Annotated in this window: 22 protein-coding genes; 6 read left to right on the top strand and 16 right to left on the bottom strand. The window is 67.9% G+C overall.

The features are described from left to right. Positions 1 to 416 precede the first annotated feature (416 nt). Positions 417 to 869: a hypothetical protein gene (locus AB0C20_RS19665; RefSeq protein WP_357568458.1), complete on the top strand. Its 453-nt coding sequence runs from the start codon at positions 417 to 419 to the stop codon at positions 867 to 869. 180 nt (positions 870 to 1,049) lie between these two features. Here the strand turns inward: AB0C20_RS19665 and AB0C20_RS19660 are convergent, their stop codons facing one another. The 7 genes from AB0C20_RS19660 to AB0C20_RS19630 all read right to left on the bottom strand — a co-directional run bounded on the left by AB0C20_RS19660 (position 1,050) and on the right by AB0C20_RS19630 (position 9,073). Beyond that, a complete protein-coding gene (locus tag AB0C20_RS19660; RefSeq protein WP_357568457.1) occupies positions 1,050 to 1,775 on the bottom strand; it encodes a hypothetical protein in 726 nt (241 codons plus the stop codon). Next, entirely contained in the window at positions 1,768 to 2,412 is a 645-nt protein-coding gene (locus AB0C20_RS19655) for a TetR/AcrR family transcriptional regulator (RefSeq protein ID WP_357568465.1), read from the bottom strand. The genes AB0C20_RS19660 and AB0C20_RS19655 overlap by 8 nt, the downstream gene beginning before the upstream one ends. A gap of 566 nt (positions 2,413 to 2,978) precedes the next feature. Then, entirely contained in the window at positions 2,979 to 3,494 is a 516-nt protein-coding gene (locus tag AB0C20_RS19650; protein WP_357568456.1) for a hypothetical protein, read from the bottom strand. Positions 3,495 to 3,641: 147 nt separating this feature from the next. Then, positions 3,642 to 5,135 carry an RICIN domain-containing protein gene (locus AB0C20_RS19645; protein WP_357568455.1) on the bottom strand — a complete coding sequence of 498 codons (1,494 nt, stop codon included), beginning with the start codon at positions 5,133 to 5,135 and terminating at the stop codon, positions 3,642 to 3,644. Positions 5,136 to 5,186: 51 nt separating this feature from the next. Further along, on the bottom strand, positions 5,187 to 6,626 hold the full coding sequence (locus AB0C20_RS19640; protein WP_357177388.1) for a glycoside hydrolase family 43 protein: 1,440 nt from the start codon (positions 6,624 to 6,626) through the stop codon (positions 5,187 to 5,189). Between the two features lie 36 nt (positions 6,627 to 6,662). Next, positions 6,663 to 8,039: a family 43 glycosylhydrolase gene (locus tag AB0C20_RS19635; RefSeq protein ID WP_357568454.1), complete on the bottom strand. Its 1,377-nt coding sequence runs from the start codon at positions 8,037 to 8,039 to the stop codon at positions 6,663 to 6,665. 449 nt (positions 8,040 to 8,488) lie between these two features. Then, positions 8,489 to 9,073: an NADAR family protein gene (locus tag AB0C20_RS19630; RefSeq protein ID WP_357178245.1), complete on the bottom strand. Its 585-nt coding sequence runs from the start codon at positions 9,071 to 9,073 to the stop codon at positions 8,489 to 8,491. Positions 9,074 to 9,222: 149 nt separating this feature from the next. On the opposite strand from AB0C20_RS19630, the gene AB0C20_RS19625 reads away from it, so the two are divergent. Both AB0C20_RS19625 and AB0C20_RS19620 read left to right on the top strand, forming a co-directional pair. After that, positions 9,223 to 9,753: a DUF6817 domain-containing protein gene (locus AB0C20_RS19625; RefSeq protein ID WP_357177392.1), complete on the top strand. Its 531-nt coding sequence runs from the start codon at positions 9,223 to 9,225 to the stop codon at positions 9,751 to 9,753. 94 nt (positions 9,754 to 9,847) lie between these two features. Beyond that, complete coding sequence (locus tag AB0C20_RS19620; protein ID WP_357177394.1) at positions 9,848 to 10,411, top strand: GNAT family protein; 564 nt, start codon at positions 9,848 to 9,850, stop codon at positions 10,409 to 10,411. Positions 10,412 to 10,457: 46 nt separating this feature from the next. On the opposite strand, the gene AB0C20_RS19615 is transcribed toward AB0C20_RS19620, so the two are convergent. The 3 genes from AB0C20_RS19615 to AB0C20_RS19605 form a co-directional block, all read right to left on the bottom strand. Continuing rightward, positions 10,458 to 10,853: a hypothetical protein gene (locus tag AB0C20_RS19615; protein ID WP_357177396.1), complete on the bottom strand. Its 396-nt coding sequence runs from the start codon at positions 10,851 to 10,853 to the stop codon at positions 10,458 to 10,460. Between the two features lie 101 nt (positions 10,854 to 10,954). After that, positions 10,955 to 11,830, bottom strand: a complete 876-nt coding sequence (locus AB0C20_RS19610; protein WP_357177398.1) for an endonuclease/exonuclease/phosphatase family protein — start codon at positions 11,828 to 11,830, stop codon at positions 10,955 to 10,957. Positions 11,831 to 11,981: 151 nt separating this feature from the next. Then, positions 11,982 to 12,608 carry a disulfide bond formation protein DsbA gene (locus AB0C20_RS19605; RefSeq protein WP_357177400.1) on the bottom strand — a complete coding sequence of 209 codons (627 nt, stop codon included), beginning with the start codon at positions 12,606 to 12,608 and terminating at the stop codon, positions 11,982 to 11,984. Between the two features lie 39 nt (positions 12,609 to 12,647). Here AB0C20_RS19605 and AB0C20_RS19600 point away from each other — a divergent pair, with 39 nt between their 5' ends. The 3 genes from AB0C20_RS19600 (at position 12,648) to AB0C20_RS19590 (ending at position 14,445) form a co-directional block, all read left to right on the top strand. Continuing rightward, complete coding sequence (locus AB0C20_RS19600) at positions 12,648 to 13,175, top strand: MarR family transcriptional regulator (protein WP_357177402.1); 528 nt, start codon at positions 12,648 to 12,650, stop codon at positions 13,173 to 13,175. A 44-nt stretch (positions 13,176 to 13,219) separates the two neighbouring features. Continuing rightward, on the top strand, positions 13,220 to 13,750 hold the full coding sequence (locus tag AB0C20_RS19595; protein WP_357177404.1) for a GNAT family N-acetyltransferase: 531 nt from the start codon (positions 13,220 to 13,222) through the stop codon (positions 13,748 to 13,750). A 92-nt stretch (positions 13,751 to 13,842) separates the two neighbouring features. Next, a complete protein-coding gene (locus tag AB0C20_RS19590; protein WP_357177406.1) occupies positions 13,843 to 14,445 on the top strand; it encodes a GNAT family protein in 603 nt (200 codons plus the stop codon). A 42-nt stretch (positions 14,446 to 14,487) separates the two neighbouring features. Here AB0C20_RS19590 and AB0C20_RS19585 read toward each other — a convergent pair whose 3' ends face one another. From AB0C20_RS19585 to AB0C20_RS19560, 6 genes are read right to left on the bottom strand one after another with little or no spacing between them, the layout of a single operon-like run. After that, positions 14,488 to 15,027 (bottom strand): SUKH-4 family immunity protein, encoded by a 540-nt coding sequence (locus AB0C20_RS19585; RefSeq protein WP_238684096.1) that lies wholly within the window; start codon positions 15,025 to 15,027, stop codon positions 14,488 to 14,490. Continuing rightward, positions 15,024 to 15,566 (bottom strand): SUKH-4 family immunity protein, encoded by a 543-nt coding sequence (locus AB0C20_RS19580; protein ID WP_357177409.1) that lies wholly within the window; start codon positions 15,564 to 15,566, stop codon positions 15,024 to 15,026. Before AB0C20_RS19580 ends, AB0C20_RS19585 begins: the two co-directional genes overlap by 4 nt. After that, positions 15,563 to 16,093, bottom strand: coding sequence for an endonuclease (locus AB0C20_RS19575; protein WP_238684098.1), 531 nt, complete (start codon positions 16,091 to 16,093; stop codon positions 15,563 to 15,565). Before AB0C20_RS19575 ends, AB0C20_RS19580 begins: the two co-directional genes overlap by 4 nt. Further along, positions 16,086 to 16,580 (bottom strand): hypothetical protein, encoded by a 495-nt coding sequence (locus AB0C20_RS19570; protein WP_266301947.1) that lies wholly within the window; start codon positions 16,578 to 16,580, stop codon positions 16,086 to 16,088. Before AB0C20_RS19570 ends, AB0C20_RS19575 begins: the two co-directional genes overlap by 8 nt. 4 nt (positions 16,581 to 16,584) lie before the next feature. After that, positions 16,585 to 16,908, bottom strand: a complete 324-nt coding sequence (locus AB0C20_RS19565; protein ID WP_238684100.1) for a hypothetical protein — start codon at positions 16,906 to 16,908, stop codon at positions 16,585 to 16,587. After that, positions 16,905 to 17,327: a YbaB/EbfC family nucleoid-associated protein gene (locus AB0C20_RS19560; protein ID WP_357177412.1), complete on the bottom strand. Its 423-nt coding sequence runs from the start codon at positions 17,325 to 17,327 to the stop codon at positions 16,905 to 16,907. Before AB0C20_RS19560 ends, AB0C20_RS19565 begins: the two co-directional genes overlap by 4 nt. Between the last annotated feature and the right edge of the window lie 112 nt (positions 17,328 to 17,439).

Raw genomic sequence — 17,439 nt, 5'->3', positions numbered from 1 at the left:
TCGACGCCGAGGTGCGCGCCTTGACGGTAGCGCAGTGCCAGGCCCAGCTGATTGCTCCCCCGCTGAAGCGGGACCGGTCCTGCCGCCAGCCGGCTAGCGCCTCGACACGTATCGTGCGCGCACCCTGACCAACCGTGAGCCAGTTCGGCAGGGGTGGGCGACGCGCCTCCCATCAGGGCGGTACGACCCCACCTGCGGTGCACCGCCGAGTCGCTGACTGAGCTGCGCAGACGTCCAACGGTTTGTCCGACGTTGTTCGTCCGGTGCCGCCGCCCTGTCGGACAACCTCGCCCCGAACCAGCCTGACTTCAGGACACGAGCCGTGCGGTGGGTGTCCGCCGAGAAGTCCGACTGCCCGGGAGCGGCCCGACGGGGGTCCCGGGCACCGGACGAGACTGCGATGAAGGAGAAACTCGATGAAGCGTTCGGAAGCACTGCTCGCATTGCTCATGACCGCGCTCGCGGGCACGCTCGTCGCCGCCAGCCCCGCCTACGCTCGCATTCAGCCGGAATGCGAGTCCTACGACGTCGTCAGCAACCAGGCGGGTTATCGGGTCGCCGCGCCGGTCGGCAAGTACGGCGTCCTGCCGTGCTCGCTGGTCTGGGGCGACGGTGGGGCGGGCACGGTGGCCCTCCAGTGGGCTCTGAACGACTGCCACCTCGCACCCGCCGGCAAGACGCTGATCAACGATGACGGGGCGTTCGGCCACTTGACCTTCAACGCGCTGAAGTTCGCCCAGAGCAAGGCGGGCATCAGCGCGGAAGGCCGGTTCGGGCCGCAGTCACGCGCGTCCCTGAAGCTCCCCGCCTACACGGGCGGAACCTATGGAACCCCTACCTGCGCCCGCGTCGGCCGTCCGCTGCCGTAACTGCCGCCGGGTAGGCCACGCCGGCGGTGACAGCGCAACGCTGTCCCGCCGGCCCACAGGCACGAAGATGCCCGCAGGTCTCGGTGGCCGACGTCTACCTCCACCCGAGGCTGTCGCGGCTCGCGTTACCCAAGCCGGATGTCGACACAATGTACGTCGGCACCCGGGCGGGCGATCTTCTCAGGCTCGGGTATGGACTACGGCCGCAGGGGAGGCCGATGGAGTTGGGCCCGCCCACCTGCGGTCAGTCCGGTCGTGTGAGTTGCGGGGGGAACGCAGCAGGACCGCGACGCCGACGGCGAAGGCCCAGTAGACGAGGAGCGCCGCGGTCAGGGCGGTATTGCCCCATCCTACGGCGCTGTAGAACTGGGCGGCGTCCGTCCCGAAGAACAGCGATGGCACGAACGCGAGGTTGACGGCGGCGACGGTGTAGGCGCTGCGTCCGGCCCAGCGTGGCAGGGCTCCGCTGCGCAGGATCGCATACCCGGCGGCGAATAGCGTGACCGCCGTCAGCAGTCTGGCGACCGAACCGTGCAGGAGCATGTTGGCGTGAGCCAGCGGTCCGTCGACGGTGGGGTCGAGCGTTCCGTCGGGTCGTTCGAGAACGACGCCGGCTTCGATCGAGGCCGCGACCAGGGTAACCGTGACGTACGCCAGCCCGGCGCCGAAGGTCAGGTTCGCCAGCCACTCGAAGCTGGTGCCTGCGTTGCGAATCAGGTGGCGAAGTCCCGTCAGGAAGACCAGGAGCGCAGCGCACATCAGTAGGTTCAGCAGGATCCTGGTAAGTACGTTCGAGGCCGGCGGTGCTCCCGAGTACAGGAAATACAACGGAACTCCGACGGCGGCGAGGACGCCGGCAGCGATGCCGCAGATGCCCATCAACCGTCGGATCTGAGCGTCAGTCATCGCGCTTCTCCTTTGTGTCTCCGGTGGTGGATTCGAGTCGGGCCTCGATGCCGTCGAGCAGGCGTTGGATGCCGTAGCGGACGACCGGAGTGACGTCACCGTCCTCCTCCTCGTCGAGCCCGTCCCCGGCTGCGAGCGAGCACAGGACGGGGAAGTGTTCCGGGTTCAGGCGCTGACCCAGCACCTGGCGGTAGGCGGCGGCTCCCGCCGGGTCGAGTTCGGTGGCCACGCGCGCCAGATCACGCACGGCACTCGAGATGAACGTGGCGATCGGTACCAGTTCGGTACGGTCGAGTCCGGCCCGGACGAGCGGGCTCAGCAGGGCCTCGAACCATGCGAGCTCATTCGGCCCGACCGGTGCGCTCAGCGTGGGTGCCCGCATCATCCACGGGCGACTCAGATAGAGGTTCCACAGCGCGTCAACCCACAACTCGACATCGGTCCGCCATGCCTCCCGGTGGGAAGACGGCGAGGGCGGACTGCCGGTGGCGGCGTCGACCATCGCCGCGACGAGGTGCTCCTTGCTGGCGATATGCCGGTACAGCGCCGTCGTCGTATAGCCCAACTCGGACGCGACCCGCTGCATCGACACGACATCCAGGCCCTCGGCATCGGCGATGCCCACGGCTGCCGCCACGATCCGCCGGGCAGTGAGCCTGGGACGGGCATCCTCCCTGCGGTCGGCGCCGGTGCGCCACAACAGGTCTGCTACTCCACCCAGGTCGGATGCCTCCGTGGGACGGTCGTTGCGATCTGCACGAGACACGGTTCCCCCTTTCCGTGTTTATAATCTACACAATGTGAATGCCATAAACCTTATGACCGGTCCGAGATCTGGCCCGCGCGGTGGTTGGCGCCTCGGGCTCGACGGAGTGCACGTGGCTCCTCGAGGGCTCACTCAACCCCTGAGCGCGTACAGCCGGGACGCGCGGCGGCACTCCTGCCGGACACCGGCTTAGACGTCGTCACCCGCCATGTCCCGCAGCTCGGCGGGCCGCTGCGGCTCGCCGCGGTCGTACGTCGTTCGTCCAGCGCCGCCGTTGCGGCAGGCTGGGGCCGGCAGGCTGAGGAGACGATCTACTTCGCCCACACTGCGGCCCGTACCCGAGAATCTCTGCTTACCGGTGCCCGTGCGGCCATCCCGAGCCCGCCCGAGACACGGTGGCCAGCGTTCGCGGTGCCTTCGGAGGTCAGGTAACGGGCTCAGTCGAGTACCGACTCGCCACCCGGGTAGGCGAACGACGCGCGTGGTGAGTAGAAGCCCCAGACGATCTCCAGGGGATCGGCTGGGCGCAGCGCGTACACCGGGTGGTCGGGTTCGAGGAACTCCAGCGACTCGACAGCGAACGGGTCGACCGGCTCCGCCACGAACGGGTAGTTGCCGCTGAGCAGCCTGCCGTCGAGCCGGGTGAGATAGCGCAACTGGCCCCGATTGACGGCGTCGCCGACGTAGTGCGTCCACCAGCGGCCGGGCGTGACACCGTCGGGAGCGTCGACCCCGGAGAGGTCCGGGCCGATGTACGACAGGGAGTAGGCGCCGAAGCCGGAGGTCTGCCCGTCCTCGTCGACGACGTACTGGTTCATGAAGACCTGGTGGTTCGGTGCCGGCTCGAGCCCGTCGGGCACCAGGGCGGCCACCGCGTCGGGGTCGGCCGGCAGCCAACCGAAGTAGATCATTCTGCTGTTCACGACGATTTGCGGAGCGACGATTTCGGTCACGAGAGGTCCTTCCGCGGGCATCGGTCCGTAGTCGCGACGCTATGGAGCCGCCCGCCGCCCGGACAACGACGGATTGCCGACATGCACAATCCGTCGTTGTCCGGCCGGGACGACCACAGTGAAGTGGCCGTCACGTCGAGATGACCGTCAGACGGTGGTGCGAGACCACTGCTGGTTGGTGCCGGAGTTGCACGAGTACTGCTTGAGGACCACTCCGTCCGCGGTCGCCGCGGCCGGCACGTCCACGCATTTGCTGCTGTGTCGTGCCCGGAACTGGAAGTAGTTACCGTTGGCGACCATCTGGAACTGCTGGTTGGTGCCGCTGCCGCAGGTGTACTGGACGAGTTCGGCGCCGTCGGCGGTCGACGCGCTCACCACGTCGAGGCACTTGCCACTGTTTCGGCTGACGATGCGCCAGTAACCGCTGCCGGCGTCCTGGAACTGCCACTGCTGCCACGCACCGCCGCCGTACGTGTACTGGCCGATGCGCGCACCGTTGGCGGTGTTCGGCTGCTGGACGTCCATGGCCTTGCCGCTGTGCCGCGCATCGATCCGGTAGAACGTTCCCGTCGTGGGCGGAGGCGTCGTCGGGTCGCCGCCGCCGATAGTGTCGCCATAGGCATAGCGGATCCGGTCGGCGCCAGAAGTGTTGCGGATGGTCAAGTTGAGATTGGTGCCGCTGCCGCTGAGGGCGAACATCGAATACCAGTCGTGACCGGAGCCGGAGTTCTTGCCGCCGAGGGCGGGCCAGTAGGTGCCGCCCATCTGGTTGTCACGCATGACCTGAGCCATGGCGCGGATGTGGCGCACGAAGTTGTCGGTGCTGTTCGCGTCGGCGTAGTTGAGGCCGTTGTCCATGGGCCCGCCGAACTCGGTCGCGACCGCCCGGGAGGCACAGTTGCCCAGACGCGTCTGCATGTGACTTCGCCAGGCGTCGTAGGTCATCGAGCCGTAGAAGAAAGCGTAGTGGTGGAAGGACAGCAGGGTCGAGTTGAAGCGGCTGTCGTTGCAGATGTCGCGCAGGTCCTGGCTTGCGCCAGTGCCGCCGATGAGCACCCGGCTGGGCACGGCCGAGTAGTGGGTGCTGAGCCAGTTGGCTGCGATGTCGCGCCACTGTGCCGAGCTGTAACCGCCCGGCTCGTTCATTGGCTCGAAGTACACGTTGGTGTTCGAGCCGTAGGCGTTGGTCACGCTGGACCACATCGTGTTCCACGCGGCGAGGTTCGCGATCCTCGCGCCGGAGGAATGGTCCGTCCAAAAGGCGAGGATGACCTTGAATCCACGGGCAGTTGCGGCGTCAATGGCGCCTCGGTAGGCGTTCCACCAGGTGCTGTTGGCCACTGTCTGAGTGTTGATAGGCAGCCGGACGGTGTTGATCCCCATGGTGGAGGCCATGTCGTCGTAGAGGGCGTTGGCCTTGGCCTGCACTGTCGCGTAGCTGTCGGATTGGCTCAGGCCCTGCACGACGAGCGGGCTGGTGCTGAAGTTGTCACCCAGTTGAGCCCAGTTCATGCCTCGGAACTGGTTGGTGGCGGCGGCGGCGGGCGACGACGCGACGACGACCACGCCGCCAACCATCGCCGTCATGGCGGCCACCAGGGCGATCAACGTCCGGCGCATCGACCGGCTGATCCGTTTCATGCGTTGTCCAATCACTAGTTCGTGCCTCTCCGGGCCCGACATGTTGAGGGGTTAGCTGGTCACGCGGAAGGTCGCGTCGGCACGGCTCTGCGCGTCGGACACCGGGTCGAGCCGGAGCAGGTAGGCGTAGTGCCGGAGGTAGCGGTCGGGGTGGCTGTAGGACTGGAACGACGTCCACGAGGAGTTGGCGAGACCGGCGACCTGCCGGAAGGTGGCGTCGGCGGCGAAGGTGGCGGTGCCGTCGTTGGCTTCCAACCGGAAGTCGTATCCGTAGTGGCGCAGGTAGTGGCCCGGATAGTTGACCGACTGGATGGAGACGGTGCCGGAGCCGACCAGGCCGGGCACCACCCGCCACTGGCCGTCCTGGGCGGGGCTGACGTTCGGGTCGATGCGGACGTCGTAGTCGTAGTGCCGCACGTACCGGTCCTGGAAGTTGTACGACTGGATCCGGTTGACAGCTGCGGCGGGCCAGCGGGCGAGCACCCGGTTCTGTTCGGCAGCGGTCAGGTTGAGGATCGAACCGTGCCGCTTCTTGGTGCCGCCCATCGCGTACGAGCCGGACGCCGGCAGCCGGTAGGCGCTCGGGCTCGACGGGTTGGTGGTCAGGACGGGCAGGTAACCGCGCCCGCTGGCGTACTGGTCCAGGTAGAGCACCCACTCGTTGCGGGCGTTGACCTTCATCCACATCGGCCCCTCGACCTGAGCACCGGTCAGCCCGATGCCGGACAGGTTCCCGAGGTTCGTCCAGGTGCCGAGGAGCGAGTTGCTGCCCTCGAGGGTGATCTGGGCGTCCCGGGAGGCCCGGACGTAGCGGTAGGCGCCGACACCGGATGGCACCTCGACGATCTGGGTGTCGATGATTTCCTGGTTGCCGGGTCGGCTGACGTAGATCTGCGGAGTGGTGATGCTGCGAAAGTCCGTCGTGCGCGCGTAGTAGATGCGGTGCTTGGTCGCACCGTTGAGCGGGACGTTCGTCGCCCAGTAGAGGACGTAGTCACCAGTGTCCGGGTTCCAGATCGCCTCCGGGGCCCAGGCGTTGCGTCCGTCCGGGATCGCGCCGGCTACGTTCAACAGCCACGGTGCCGACCAGTTGACCAGGTCGGTGGACTCCCACACGACGAGGCTCCGGCTGCCGTTGTTGATCGCGCTCGACCAGTCCTGACCGCACGCGATGCAGAGGTCGGTGGCCACGATCCAGTACCTGTCACCGCCGGGTGAGCGGACCAGGGCGGGATCCCGGACGCCGCGGGTGCCGATGGGGGAACGCAGCACGAGCCCGCCGTTGTTGAGGTCGGTCCAGCGCAGGCCGTCGGCGCTGTGGGCGAAGTAGATCTGCTGGTCGGTCGACGACTCGCCGGTGAAGTGCGCCATCAGGTAGCCGACGGTCGGATCGAGCGCGGACGCCACCTTCGGCGTCGCCGCCGACCAGGTGGTGAACAGCAGGCATGCGGCGATCGCCACCGCGCAGAGCCGGGCGAGGACTCTCGACATGGGTCTTCTCTCCTTCGCGGGGCGCGGACGAGTCAGCTAGAGGGTCGGTACGACGGGGCGGATGGTGCCGTTGGTGTTGAACTCCATCCGGTCGATGGCGGTCTCACGGTTGGTGCCGTTGCCGGTCGGCACGGCGAACCGGTGGTAGGCGATGTGCCAGGTGTCGCTGCCGGGTGAGCGGACCACTGAGTGGTGGCCGGTGCCCTTGATGCCGACGTCGAGGCGTTTTTGCAGCACCACGCCGCGCCTTGTCCACGGCCCGAGGGGTGAGGAGCCGGTGGCGTAGGCGACCCGGTAGTCCTCGCTGCGCGTGTCGTTCTCCGACCACATGAAGTAGTACAGACCGTTGCGCTTGAACACGAACGGCGCCTCGTTGTAGCCCGACGGTGTGATGACCCGCGCCTGCGCCGCGTCGAAGGAAACCATGTCGGCGTTCAGCCGTACCGCCCGCGCGACGCCCTGCCCCCAGTACAGGTAGGACTGCCCGTCGTCGTCGGTGAACACCATGGGGTCGATCGTCTGCCCGCCGGTGAACTGGTCGCTGCGGATCAGCGGTCGGCCCAACGCGTCGCGGAACGGCCCGGTGGGGCTGTCGGCCACCGCCACGCCCAACTGTTTGGCGGTGTTGCCGCTGGCCGCACCGCCGCTGAAGTAGAGGTAGTAGCGGCCGTTGGCGCTGGCCACCGCCGGTGCCCAGGCCGAGTTGTCAGCCCAGGACACGTCCGGACCGTGGTCGAGGATCACGCCGTTGTCGGTCCAGTTGACCAGGTCGGTGGAGGAGAACGCCTTGTAGTAGGTGCCGGCCCAGCTCGCGTAACCGTCGGTGGTCGGGTACAGGTAGTAGCGGCCGTTGAACACGGTGAGGTGCGGGTCGGCGAAGAGGCCCGGGATCACCGGGCCCTTGGTGGTCCTGGGCGCCCAGGGAGCGACGAGGCGGAAGGCGCTGTCCGCGCGGAACGCGGCCGTGTCCTGGTAGGCGTCGAGCCAGAGTGCGAAGTCGCGGTGCCGGATCCGCCGGCTCGGGTAGTTGTACGAGACGAGCGCCACCGATCCGCTGGCCGAGCCTTCGACGGCACAGAAGGTGGCGTCGGCGCGGAACGCCGCGTCGCCGGTGTTCGGGTCGACCCGGAGCCGGTAGTCGCGGTGCCGCAGGAACATGCCGGTCTTGGTCTGGAACGAGTAGCAGGTCGGCGACGCCAGACCGTTGACCACTGTGAAGGTGGCATCCAGCTTGGTCTGGTTGGCGCTGCCGGAGGTGACCGGGTCGAGCTGGCCGAGATAGTCGATATGGCGTACGTACCGTCCGGCCTGGTTGACGGCCTCCAGCGAGACGGCGCCGGTCGGCAGCGTGGCGGCTTGCGCCGGCCCGTCGGCCACCACGACGACGGCCGCAGCGGCCACGGCGGAGAGCACGAGGAGGGCACGTGGACGCTTGGTCGATGCTCCCGACAGAATCACCGTCCCGGCCCCTCTCGCAAGATCATCTATGTTAGCGTTAACAAGAGCAGGCAGTATCCGGGCTCAGGCTTGAGCGGCCCTGGCGACGGGGTGGAGTGCTCGCACGGTGCCTCCGGCGCGTCACACGACCACAGACACAATGTGTTCGGCTCGTTAAGCTCGCGTTGCGGACAAGTGTTAGCGATCGCATCTATGAGTGTCAAGGGATCGACCATGGCCACTCCCCCGCGACCGCGATCACGCCACCCGCCATCCCCAGTCCCGGTCAGACCGTGCCGTCACCCTCCTGAAGCCATCGACGGACGACGGCGATGTCCGCCTCGGTCAGGCCCGTGTACGGGTCAACGGGATCAGCGGTCCGTCCACATCGAGGAAGATGACCGGACGTCCGGCGAAGCCGGGAGTCACGCCGGAACCGTCCCCTGCCGACCGTGATCCTCAAGCACCTCGCGCACCTGCATGAGCGCGAAGCCCAGCAGGTTGAGCCCTCGCCAACAGCCGGGGTCGCCAGCAGCCGGATCGTCGCGGTTCAGGCCGATGCCCCAGATCCGGTCGAGCGGGCTGGCCTCCACCAGGACTCGTTGCCCGGTGGCCAGCAGAAATGCCCGGAGCGCGGGATGCTGATCGAATTTCGCACGGTTGCCGGCCACCACGATCGGAAGGCGGTGTTCGCTCCAGGTCTGCTCATCGAAGCCCGCGACGCGCCCTCCCAGCGCCTTGGCGGCGTGGGGATGCGGCGCGGCAAGGATCTGTTCGGCCATCGCCCGGTCGCCGAACAGGGTGGCCTTACGCCACATCATGTAGTGCTCCGCAGTGGCGAACCGCAGCTTGTCGACTGTGAACGGCGCCGGCCACCACTGGCTCAGGCAACCTGCGCCGACACCCCCGTCACGTTCGGGCTGGTGCCCCCAGAAGAACAGGAATCTGACCCGTTGACCCTGCGCCTGCGCAGTGGCCAGATCCCCGACGCTCCGAACCGATGCCAGCATGATGGCGAGTGTGCGGCACCGGCGCTCCGCGTACCCCGCATTTTCACGCGTCCGCGGGCGCCGCGCCGCCAGGTATGCCCACGGCGCTGTGACATATTGCCCACGTCCGGCGGCCATCGAAATCGGCGGCCGATACCTACAGTCGGACCATGAGCAACGACGGCGCGCGGGCCTGGCTCCGCCGGCTGGGCGCTGAGCAGATCGCCCATCCCGGAGGCACCCTGTACGCCCACCTCTGTCGAGTCAGCGAACGACTCGCCGTGCTCGGCTGCGCCCGCGACGTGCAGGCAGCGGGCCTCACCCACGCCGTCTACGGCACCGACGGGATCGACCTCGCCCTGCTCGATCTGGCCGATCGTGCCGTGCTGCGGGATCTCGTTGGCGCCGACGCGGAGGAGCTCGTCTATCTGTACGGCGCCTGCGACCGTGGACGCAGCTGGCAGGAGCTGGCGAGGACCGGCGAGGTGTTCGACCGCTTCGCACGTCGGGTGCGGACGCCCGGTGAGACTCAACTTCGGTCGCTCGTGGACCTGAGCATCGTCAACGAGCTGGACGTCATCGAGCACGATCCTGCGGTGGCGGACCGGCACGGGGCCTACTTCCGGGAGCTGTTCGCGTCGTGGGCCCCGATCGCCTCGGAGCAGGTCATCAGCGATGCGCAGCGGGTCCTGCGGCAGTGACACCCGAATCGTCGCGTCCGACAGCACGGACCTCCGGTCGCGTACGGTTGCGAGCCGTCTACCCCGGCAGCTTCGATCCCGTCACTCCGGGCAGGTGAATGTGGTCAGCCGGGCACGCGCTCTCTTCGACGTGCGGCCCTTCGTCGACGACGACCTGGACACCTTCTGGGCGGCGGTGGCCGACCCCGAGGTGGCCAGGCTGACCGGCAGCCCGGCCGACGACGCTCCCGACGAGGAGCGGATGCGTTCCTGGTACGGCAGCCGCAACGCGCAGACCGACCGACTCGACCTGGCGGTCGTGGACCGCGCCACCGGGGCCTGCGTCGGCGAGGTCGTCCTCAACGACTGGGACCCCGCCAACCGGAACTGCAACTTCCGCACCCTGCTCACCGCCGCCGGCCGCGACCGCGGCTTGGGCACCGAGGCGGTACGCCTGATCGTCGGCCACGGTTTCGAGAGGCTCGGCCTGCACCGCATCTCCCTGGAGGTGTTCGCCTTCAACCCCCGGGCCCGGCGGGTGTACGAGAAGGTCGGCTTCGTTGCCGAGGGTGTGCTGCGGCAGGTCCTGCGCGACGGCGACGACTGGGTTGACGCCACTGTGATGTCGATCCTCGCGCCGGAGTGGGCGGAGCACCGGGGACACCCCGAGCGCCGATGATGGGCGTCAGCCCGCACACCCTTGATGCGAACCCGCCGCCACTCCACTATCTTGCCATGTCGCGGAACGGCCGCCCGTCCTCGATGGTCGGTAAGGCTTCGCTTCTCGCGATCCAGCGGTCGACGTAGGCCTTCAACCCGCCGGCGTTACGCGCCGTGGTCAGCCAGTCCCATGCAGCGTCGCGGATCTCCCGTTGGGCGATCATCTCAGTACCGTCGCCGTAGTCGAACGGGAAGCCGTCGACGATGTCCGACAGGTCCCCGAACAAGGGGTAGAGCTTGCCGACACTCCCCTCGCTGACCTCGGCATCCGGCTCGGTCAGTGCGCCCATCAGCTCCCCGATCACCAGCACCGAATCCTCTGCGCCCTTCAGCACGCGGTACATGTACTCATCGACGAGTTCGATCACAGCAGGCAGCGAAGCCGGCACGGTGTCGGTCACGCTCGCATTGTCGTCTGCCGTGCCAGCCGCGTCGCATCTGCCCGGCAGCACGGAACGCCTCGGCCGGGAGCGGGCGCAGGACCCGGCGGAGGGCGGGCGCGTCAGCTCTGGATGGAGAACGTCGCGACAACACCGTTGTGGTCCGACCTGGTGCCACCGACGATGTCGTAATCGGTCATCCACATCAACTGGCGTTCGGGCAGCCGCTTCCAGAAGTAGACGTAGTCGATGTGCCGGTTGCCGTGTGTCCCGGTGCCCTTCTCGCCGTACAGGTTGTAGTTGGAGCGCAGATTCGGCAGCTCGTTTGCCTCGAAGACCTGCCACGGGAACTTCGCGTATCCGTAGTTCCGGTCTGCGCTGAAGTCGACGTTGAGGTCTCCACTCACGATGACCTGACCCTCGTCCTGCTTGTCGACCGCCAGTTCCTTGAGACCCTGGAACTGCGCCTCGGCGCACCTGGTGCGCGGCAGGTCCTCCGGCCGGCCGGCGGTCTCGATGCTGGCCACCGCGTGGGCGTTGATGTGGGTCACGTTGCGGCCAGTGGCCTTGTGCCGGTACTTGACCCAGTTGTTGTACCGCGCGGGCGGCACCTCGCCCGGACCGTTTGTGTCACAGACGAAATTCGAGCCCTTGTCGAGTACGTCGAACACGCTCTTCTTGGCGATCAACGCCTCGCCGGCCTGGTTGGTGCCGCCCGGCGCGTACAACCACCAGCCGTTGTCGGCGGCCCAGGTCGCCAGGAACGCCTTGCGGGCACCGACCTCGTTGAGACCGACGAGGTCGGCCTTGGACGCGATCAGGTTCAGGTCGTGCACGAAGTCGGCCTGGCTCAGCCCGTAGTAGATGTTCAGCGTGGCCGCCTTGAAGCCCACGCTCGCGGCAGCGGCTGGCGCCGCCGGCAGCAGGGCCACCACCAACGCGACCGCGCCCGCGAGAGCGCCCAGGGCGCGGGCCGACCATTCCGTTGTGCTGCGCATCGATGTCCCTCCGTATCGGCCGCCGGCGGTGGCCGGCCAACGGACACTATCGATTCGAGCCGACGCGACGCCGAACATCCGGTGACGAAGCATCGACGGACCTGGGTCGACCGGTGCCGGTCGACCAGTTCCCCCATCGGCAGTCGTGGAGCTACGCGAAGGTGAGGCCGTCGGACCGGGCGCGCTTGAGCTCGGAGAATGCCCGGCAGCCGGCGAGCAGGCGAGCGCCGTCGAAGACGCGGACGGCCTCCTCGCCGCGGGGGATCGAGCTCAGCACGGGGCCGAAGAAGGCCACGTCGTCAACGACGACCGTCGGGGTGCCGAGTTCCTCGCCCACCAGTTGCTGTGCGTGGGTGGTGCTCGCCCGCATCTGGGGGTCGAGGTCGCTGCGGTGGGCGGCGTCGGCCAGGTCGGCGGGGAGGCGGGCCTCGGCCAGGGCCAGCGGGACCACGGTGTCGAAGTCCGTGTCGCCGGCGTCGTGGATCCGGCGGCCGAGCGCCGGGTACAGCCGTGCGAGGGCGGCGGAGCCGTGTTGCGCGGCTGCCGCCACACACACCCTGGCCGGCCCCCACGCACGGTCGTTGAATTCGCGGTACCAGGGCTCCAGGTCACGATGCTCGTTGATCACCGCGAGGCTCATCACCTCGAACCGCAGGGTGAGCGGCCGCATCTTCGCGACCTCCATGAGCCAGCGGGAGGTGATCCAGGCGAACGGGCAGGACGGGTCCACGTACGCGGTGACCACCGAAGCTGACGTTCGAGGCAAATTGTCTTCCACGGAAGACAATTTATCTTCCTCGGAAGGTAAGATGCAACTGTGGAAAACGACCGGATCGCCGACATCGTTGGGCAGTGGCGTCGCGAGCGACCAGACCTCGACCCCACCCCGTTGCTGATCATCGGTCGCATCCAGCAGCTGGCCGCCGTACTCGATGAGGCCCTGCGGCCGCCGTTCGCCGCGGCGGACCTCGGCAACGGCGACTTCGACGTGCTCGCGGCGCTGCGCCGCGAGGGTGAGCCCTACACGCTCACTGCGGGCCAGCTGAGCCAACGGATGCTCGTGACCACCGGAGCCGTGACCAAGCGGGTGGACCGACTGATCGCCCGCGGCCTCGTGTCGCGCTCGGTCTCCACAGCCGACGCGCGCGGCAGAGTGGTCGGGCTGACAGCGACCGGCGTGGCGTTGACCGACCGGCTCATCGAGGAACATCTGGCCAACGAGGCGGCCATCCTTCGCGGCCTGACCGACAGCGACCGCCGAACCCTCGAGCGCCTCCTGGCGGTGATGAATCGAACCCTGACCTCCGGAGATCGTGGACCCGGGGGCGGCGGCCACGACGGGTGACGCCCTCGGTCCTGATCGGCCAGTCCTCGGATTACCATTCCGCCATGGACGACACCACCGGCGGCGTACGCATCAGACGCGGTGGCCCGACCGACGCGCCCGCCGTACTGGACATGCTCGATTCGGCTGTGGTCTGGATGAACGACCGCGGCAACACCGAGCAGTGGGGCACGACGCCGTTCTCGGAGAAGCCCGAACGGGCCGCACAGGTCGATCGGTACCTGACCGAGAACCTCCCGTACATAGCGGAAGTGGACGGGACGCCGGCCGCGGCCCTGGTGTTGGATTCCGGACCCGACCCTCGGGCGCCGATCGCGCCCGCTGAGGAACCCGAGCGGTTCGTCCGCCTCCTGGTCTCCGACCGACGATTCGCCGGCCGGAAACTCGGGTCGGCTCTGTTGGCACACGCCGTCGAGGAAACCCGGCGAGCCGGCGTGGGGTTGCTACGGGTCGACTGCTGGGCGGGCGGTGGCGGCGAGTTGGTGGCGTACTACGAGCGCCACGGGTTCACTCCCACCGAGACCTTCCTGGCCGGATCCTGGCCGGGTCAGGTGCTGGCCCAACGGGTCGATTGAGCCGCGCGCCCTCTGCCACTGCGAATGGGGCGGGGGCCATCGGTCCGATATTCGGGCGTCTCGCCGGGGCGCGTCCACTAGCGTCCCGCCTCATGGAGAACACCACGGTACGCACTGAACGCCTCGAACTCCGCCCGGTGCGGGACGAGGACATCGATCGGATCCTGGAGTACCGAAACCTGCCGCAGGTCACGCACTGGCTACTCCGTACGCAGGTCGACAGTGCGTCCTTCCGCGCGGCATGGCGACGCGCGGCCACCGACCCCGACGATCACAGCATGGCGGCCACGCTCGACGGCGTGGTGATCGGAACCGTCTCTCTCGGCGTCGTCGACGGCATGGGTCAACCCGGCATGCCACCGCGGACCGAGGCTGAGCTCGGCTACATCTTCGATCCCGCCTACGGCGGACGTGGGTACGCGACCGAGGCGGTGACCGCAGTGGTGGCGCACGCGTTCGACCGGCTGGGCGTTCGGAGAATCACCGCCGGCTGCTTCGCTGACAACCTCGCCTCGGTGCGAATCCTGGAGAAGGTCGGCATGCGTCGTGAGCAGCACGGCGTCGGCGACTCCTGGCACGCCGAACTGGGCTGGGTGGACGGCTACACCTACGCGCTCCTCGCCGAGGCATGGCATCGAGAGGCGGCACCGTCGGAGCAGCCGGTCGCGTCCATACCGGTGCCGCGAGCACGGTGAACCTGTGGCGTCACGGCGACCTGCCGGCCGGCAGTGGCGAGGCTAGCCGCTGGTGGACTCCAGCTGATCGAAGGCCATGCTCCACCAGGACTTCGGGTCGGCGAACGCGGACGAGTCGACGCCCATCAGTTCCTCGCGGATCGCGGCAGCGCGGGCGGCTCGAGCCCGACCGCCCGGGTCCGTGGCGATGAGCTGCCCGAGCCGGTAGAGGAACTCGACGAACGCCGCGAATGTCGCGTTGACCGCCTCGAAGTTGGGGGTCTCCAGGTCCAGCAACACGACGGCTCCGGTCAGCGCGTCGAGGCAGAAGAGCAGCTGCGGGTCCTCCGGTGAGCTGCCGAGGACGATGTGGATGCGAGGGCTGGCATCGCCGACCTCGATCTTCAGCTTGGAGAACAACTCCATGCCGGAGACGTTGACGTCGACAGTGAACAGGATCGGCACGTCGACCGGGATGGCCCCGAACGGCGGGAAGACCTCTGGCGTCAACGGGCCGAGGACGTCCTCGAACCGGTCGAGCGGGAAGTAGACCATCCCGTCGGCGCCCCAGAGCGCCGTGAGCTCCTCATGTGTGGCGGTCAATCGTCCGTCTCCTCGTCCTCGTCGCCGGGCGTGGTCAGACCCTGCTCGTCGAGGAAGCCCCACCAGTCGTCGTCGTCGTAGCCAACCTCGCCGTACCCGGCGCCGAAGACGTAGTAGGCGAGGAACGAGTCAAGGTCCGGCGCGACTTCGAAGAACGCCTCACGCATGAACCACTCGTCGGTCGTCTCCGCCGGGAAGTACCAGACCGCGCCGGTGTCGCGGCGGATCAGCAGTGGCTCTTCCTTCAGTGTGCCGAAGACGAGCCACTCGGCGGGTTCGTCAGCGACGCCGGTGAACTCGGGCATCTGCTCGAGGTAGCCCTGGATCTTGCCGATGTTCGCGGCTGCGGGCAGGTCGAACGAGCCAGCCAGGATGCCGTCGGCAGTCTCCAGCAGCTCCCGGACCGACTGCGGCAGACCAGCGGGTATCCGCTCAGCCGGAGCGCCCTGGTCGATCTGGGCCCAGACCAGCGTCGCGGGCTGGTCCGCCTCCAGGTCGGTGCGCAGCTCCGCGATGAGCTCCCGCAGCTCGGGATTCAATCCACTACCTCTATTCGGATCGGTGTGCCGTCGGGCAGCTTCATGATCTGTTGCCAGATCTGCTGACCGACATCCCGGTTCGTGTCGCCGTGCAGCAGCTTCAGATTACTAACGTCGTCGGGGCCACCGAGTTGCAGCTCCCACACATGGTCGGGCTGCTGCAGGCGGAGCCGCTCGGTGAGTTTGTTCGACAGCTTCTTGTCGTGGGGCCAGTACTTGTCGAAGATCTTCTGCCGGATGCGCGCCTTGTAGCCTTTCGTAATCGTTTCGTCCCGGGCAACCGGATTGGCCTGCTTGAACAGCTTGCCCTCGTCGCTGAGCTTCTTCAGCGCGTTCATCTTGCGGTCGAACTGGGCCCGCGCGTGCATCGACTTGCGCTTCACCTTGATCGTGACCTCGGGCAGGTCGTTGTTGCGCACCACCGGCTTGGCGGAGGCCTTCTGCACCGCCGCGCGGACAAGCTTGCCGCCCTTCGGCTTGCCCGACCCGCCACGTTGTTTCGAGCTTTTCGGCGCCCTGCTAGGCATCGAGAAGCTCCTGGATCACCTGATCGATCAGCAGGCCGACGATCTCCCGCGTGATCATCTGGAAGATCGGGATCTCGGCCAGCGACACGCCGAACGTGACGACGGCGGTGGCGATCGCCTGCGCCACCGCGAACGCGAGGATCGCCAACTGCACGATCACCTGGATCTTCAGCGCGAGCACTATCGCGGCGGCGATGATCATCCCGGTGCCGATCAGCATCGCGGCCTGGGAGTAGTCCGGCAGCGCGCCGGGACCGCTCTCCGGTTTGGACCACCACTTCTGGAACGCCTGCATCGACTCGCCCTGGTGCTGCGACCAGACCGCTGCCGCAGCCGAACCGGCCTCCCCGGAGGCGTCCGCGACCGTGCCGGAGAAGTCCAGCCAGGCCTGGCCCATCTCGAACAGCTTTTCCTCGTCGGCCTCGGGCCAGGTGTAGCCGATCCAGCTGAGTGCCGTGATCAGCTCACCCGGCAGTTGCAGTCCCATGTCGTCACCCCAGCATTCCCTGGATGTCTCGCAGCGCGCTCACGGAGGCTTCCTCGACCAACTCGAAGTTGTCGGCCATCTTCGTCAGGTCGCTGCCGGCCGAGCCGATCTCTTCGGCGGCCACGCCGATGCAGTCCAGGACCCAGGCTGAGGTCTCCGTGTACGCGATGCCGATCAGCGAGCCGATGTCGTCGGCGCCCCACGGCTCGCCGTATCCCTGCATCTGCGCCTCGAAGCTCTCCAGTTGCCCGATGAAGCGTTCGGCGGCGCCGATGACCTCGTCGCCGCCGGAACGCAGCAACGCGGGCTCGACCTCGAAGCCGTTCATCGGGAACCTCCCCGGGCCATCCGCTCCTGCGCGTCAGTGAGCGCCTGCAGGAACGCGCCGAGCCGTGGCACGGCCGTGTCTCGAACCTGCTCCAGCTGCTCGGTGAGCTGCGAGAGGTCGCCGGAGGCCGGCACCGGGCCGGCACCGCGCATCGAGTCGATCGCCGCGTTCACGGCCGCGATCACGTGGTCGGAGACCTCGGCCGAGCCGAGCCGCATCATCCGCGGGTCCAGCGTCAGCGACTCCAACCGGCCATCAGCGCCAAACTCGGCACGGACCTGTCCCTCGGCGGACTCACCGACCCGACGCAGGCGCGCGGCCTCCTCGTCCTCCGGCGCGTTGCCGGCGGCGCGCAACGCGCCGACCGTCGCGTCCAGCATGCGAGCGAACTCTCCGCTCGCCGGCTCATTCACCGACATGCGCCCTCCATCAATCGCCTCCGGCGCGTTGGTCGGCGCGGGCCCGGTCGGCACACACCGCTTCCCAGGCGTTGCCCCGTGCCGTCCGCATCCGTCCCTCGCCCACCACTGC

The sequence above is a fragment of the Micromonospora sp. NPDC048843 genome, assembly GCF_040649965.1.
Taxonomy (GTDB): Bacteria; Actinomycetota; Actinomycetes; order Mycobacteriales; family Micromonosporaceae; genus Micromonospora; species Micromonospora hortensis.
Note: the sequence above shows the minus strand (reverse complement) of the source record. Positions and strands in the feature narration are given on the sequence as shown.

Excerpts from the sequence above, each read along its gene's own strand:
- AB0C20_RS19575 (WP_238684098.1), bottom strand. The coding sequence starts at position 16,093 with ATGCCTAGCAGGGCGCCGAAAAGCTCGAAACAACGTGGCGGGTCGGGC.
- AB0C20_RS19560 (WP_357177412.1), bottom strand. The coding sequence starts at position 17,327 with ATGTCGGTGAATGAGCCGGCGAGCGGAGAGTTCGCTCGCATGCTGGAC.
- AB0C20_RS19660 (WP_357568457.1), bottom strand. The coding sequence starts at position 1,775 with ATGACTGACGCTCAGATCCGACGGTTGATGGGCATCTGCGGCATCGCT.
- AB0C20_RS19625 (WP_357177392.1), top strand. The coding sequence starts at position 9,223 with ATGAGCAACGACGGCGCGCGGGCCTGGCTCCGCCGGCTGGGCGCTGAG.
- AB0C20_RS19570 (WP_266301947.1), bottom strand. The coding sequence starts at position 16,580 with ATGGGACTGCAACTGCCGGGTGAGCTGATCACGGCACTCAGCTGGATC.
- AB0C20_RS19590 (WP_357177406.1), top strand. The coding sequence starts at position 13,843 with ATGGAGAACACCACGGTACGCACTGAACGCCTCGAACTCCGCCCGGTG.
- AB0C20_RS19645 (WP_357568455.1), bottom strand. The coding sequence starts at position 5,135 with ATGAAACGGATCAGCCGGTCGATGCGCCGGACGTTGATCGCCCTGGTG.
- AB0C20_RS19610 (WP_357177398.1), bottom strand. The coding sequence starts at position 11,830 with ATGCGCAGCACAACGGAATGGTCGGCCCGCGCCCTGGGCGCTCTCGCG.
- AB0C20_RS19595 (WP_357177404.1), top strand. The coding sequence starts at position 13,220 with ATGGACGACACCACCGGCGGCGTACGCATCAGACGCGGTGGCCCGACC.
- AB0C20_RS19665 (WP_357568458.1), top strand. The coding sequence starts at position 417 with ATGAAGCGTTCGGAAGCACTGCTCGCATTGCTCATGACCGCGCTCGCG.
- AB0C20_RS19640 (WP_357177388.1), bottom strand. The coding sequence starts at position 6,626 with ATGTCGAGAGTCCTCGCCCGGCTCTGCGCGGTGGCGATCGCCGCATGC.
- AB0C20_RS19565 (WP_238684100.1), bottom strand. The coding sequence starts at position 16,908 with ATGAACGGCTTCGAGGTCGAGCCCGCGTTGCTGCGTTCCGGCGGCGAC.
- AB0C20_RS19630 (WP_357178245.1), bottom strand. The coding sequence starts at position 9,073 with ATGCTGGCATCGGTTCGGAGCGTCGGGGATCTGGCCACTGCGCAGGCG.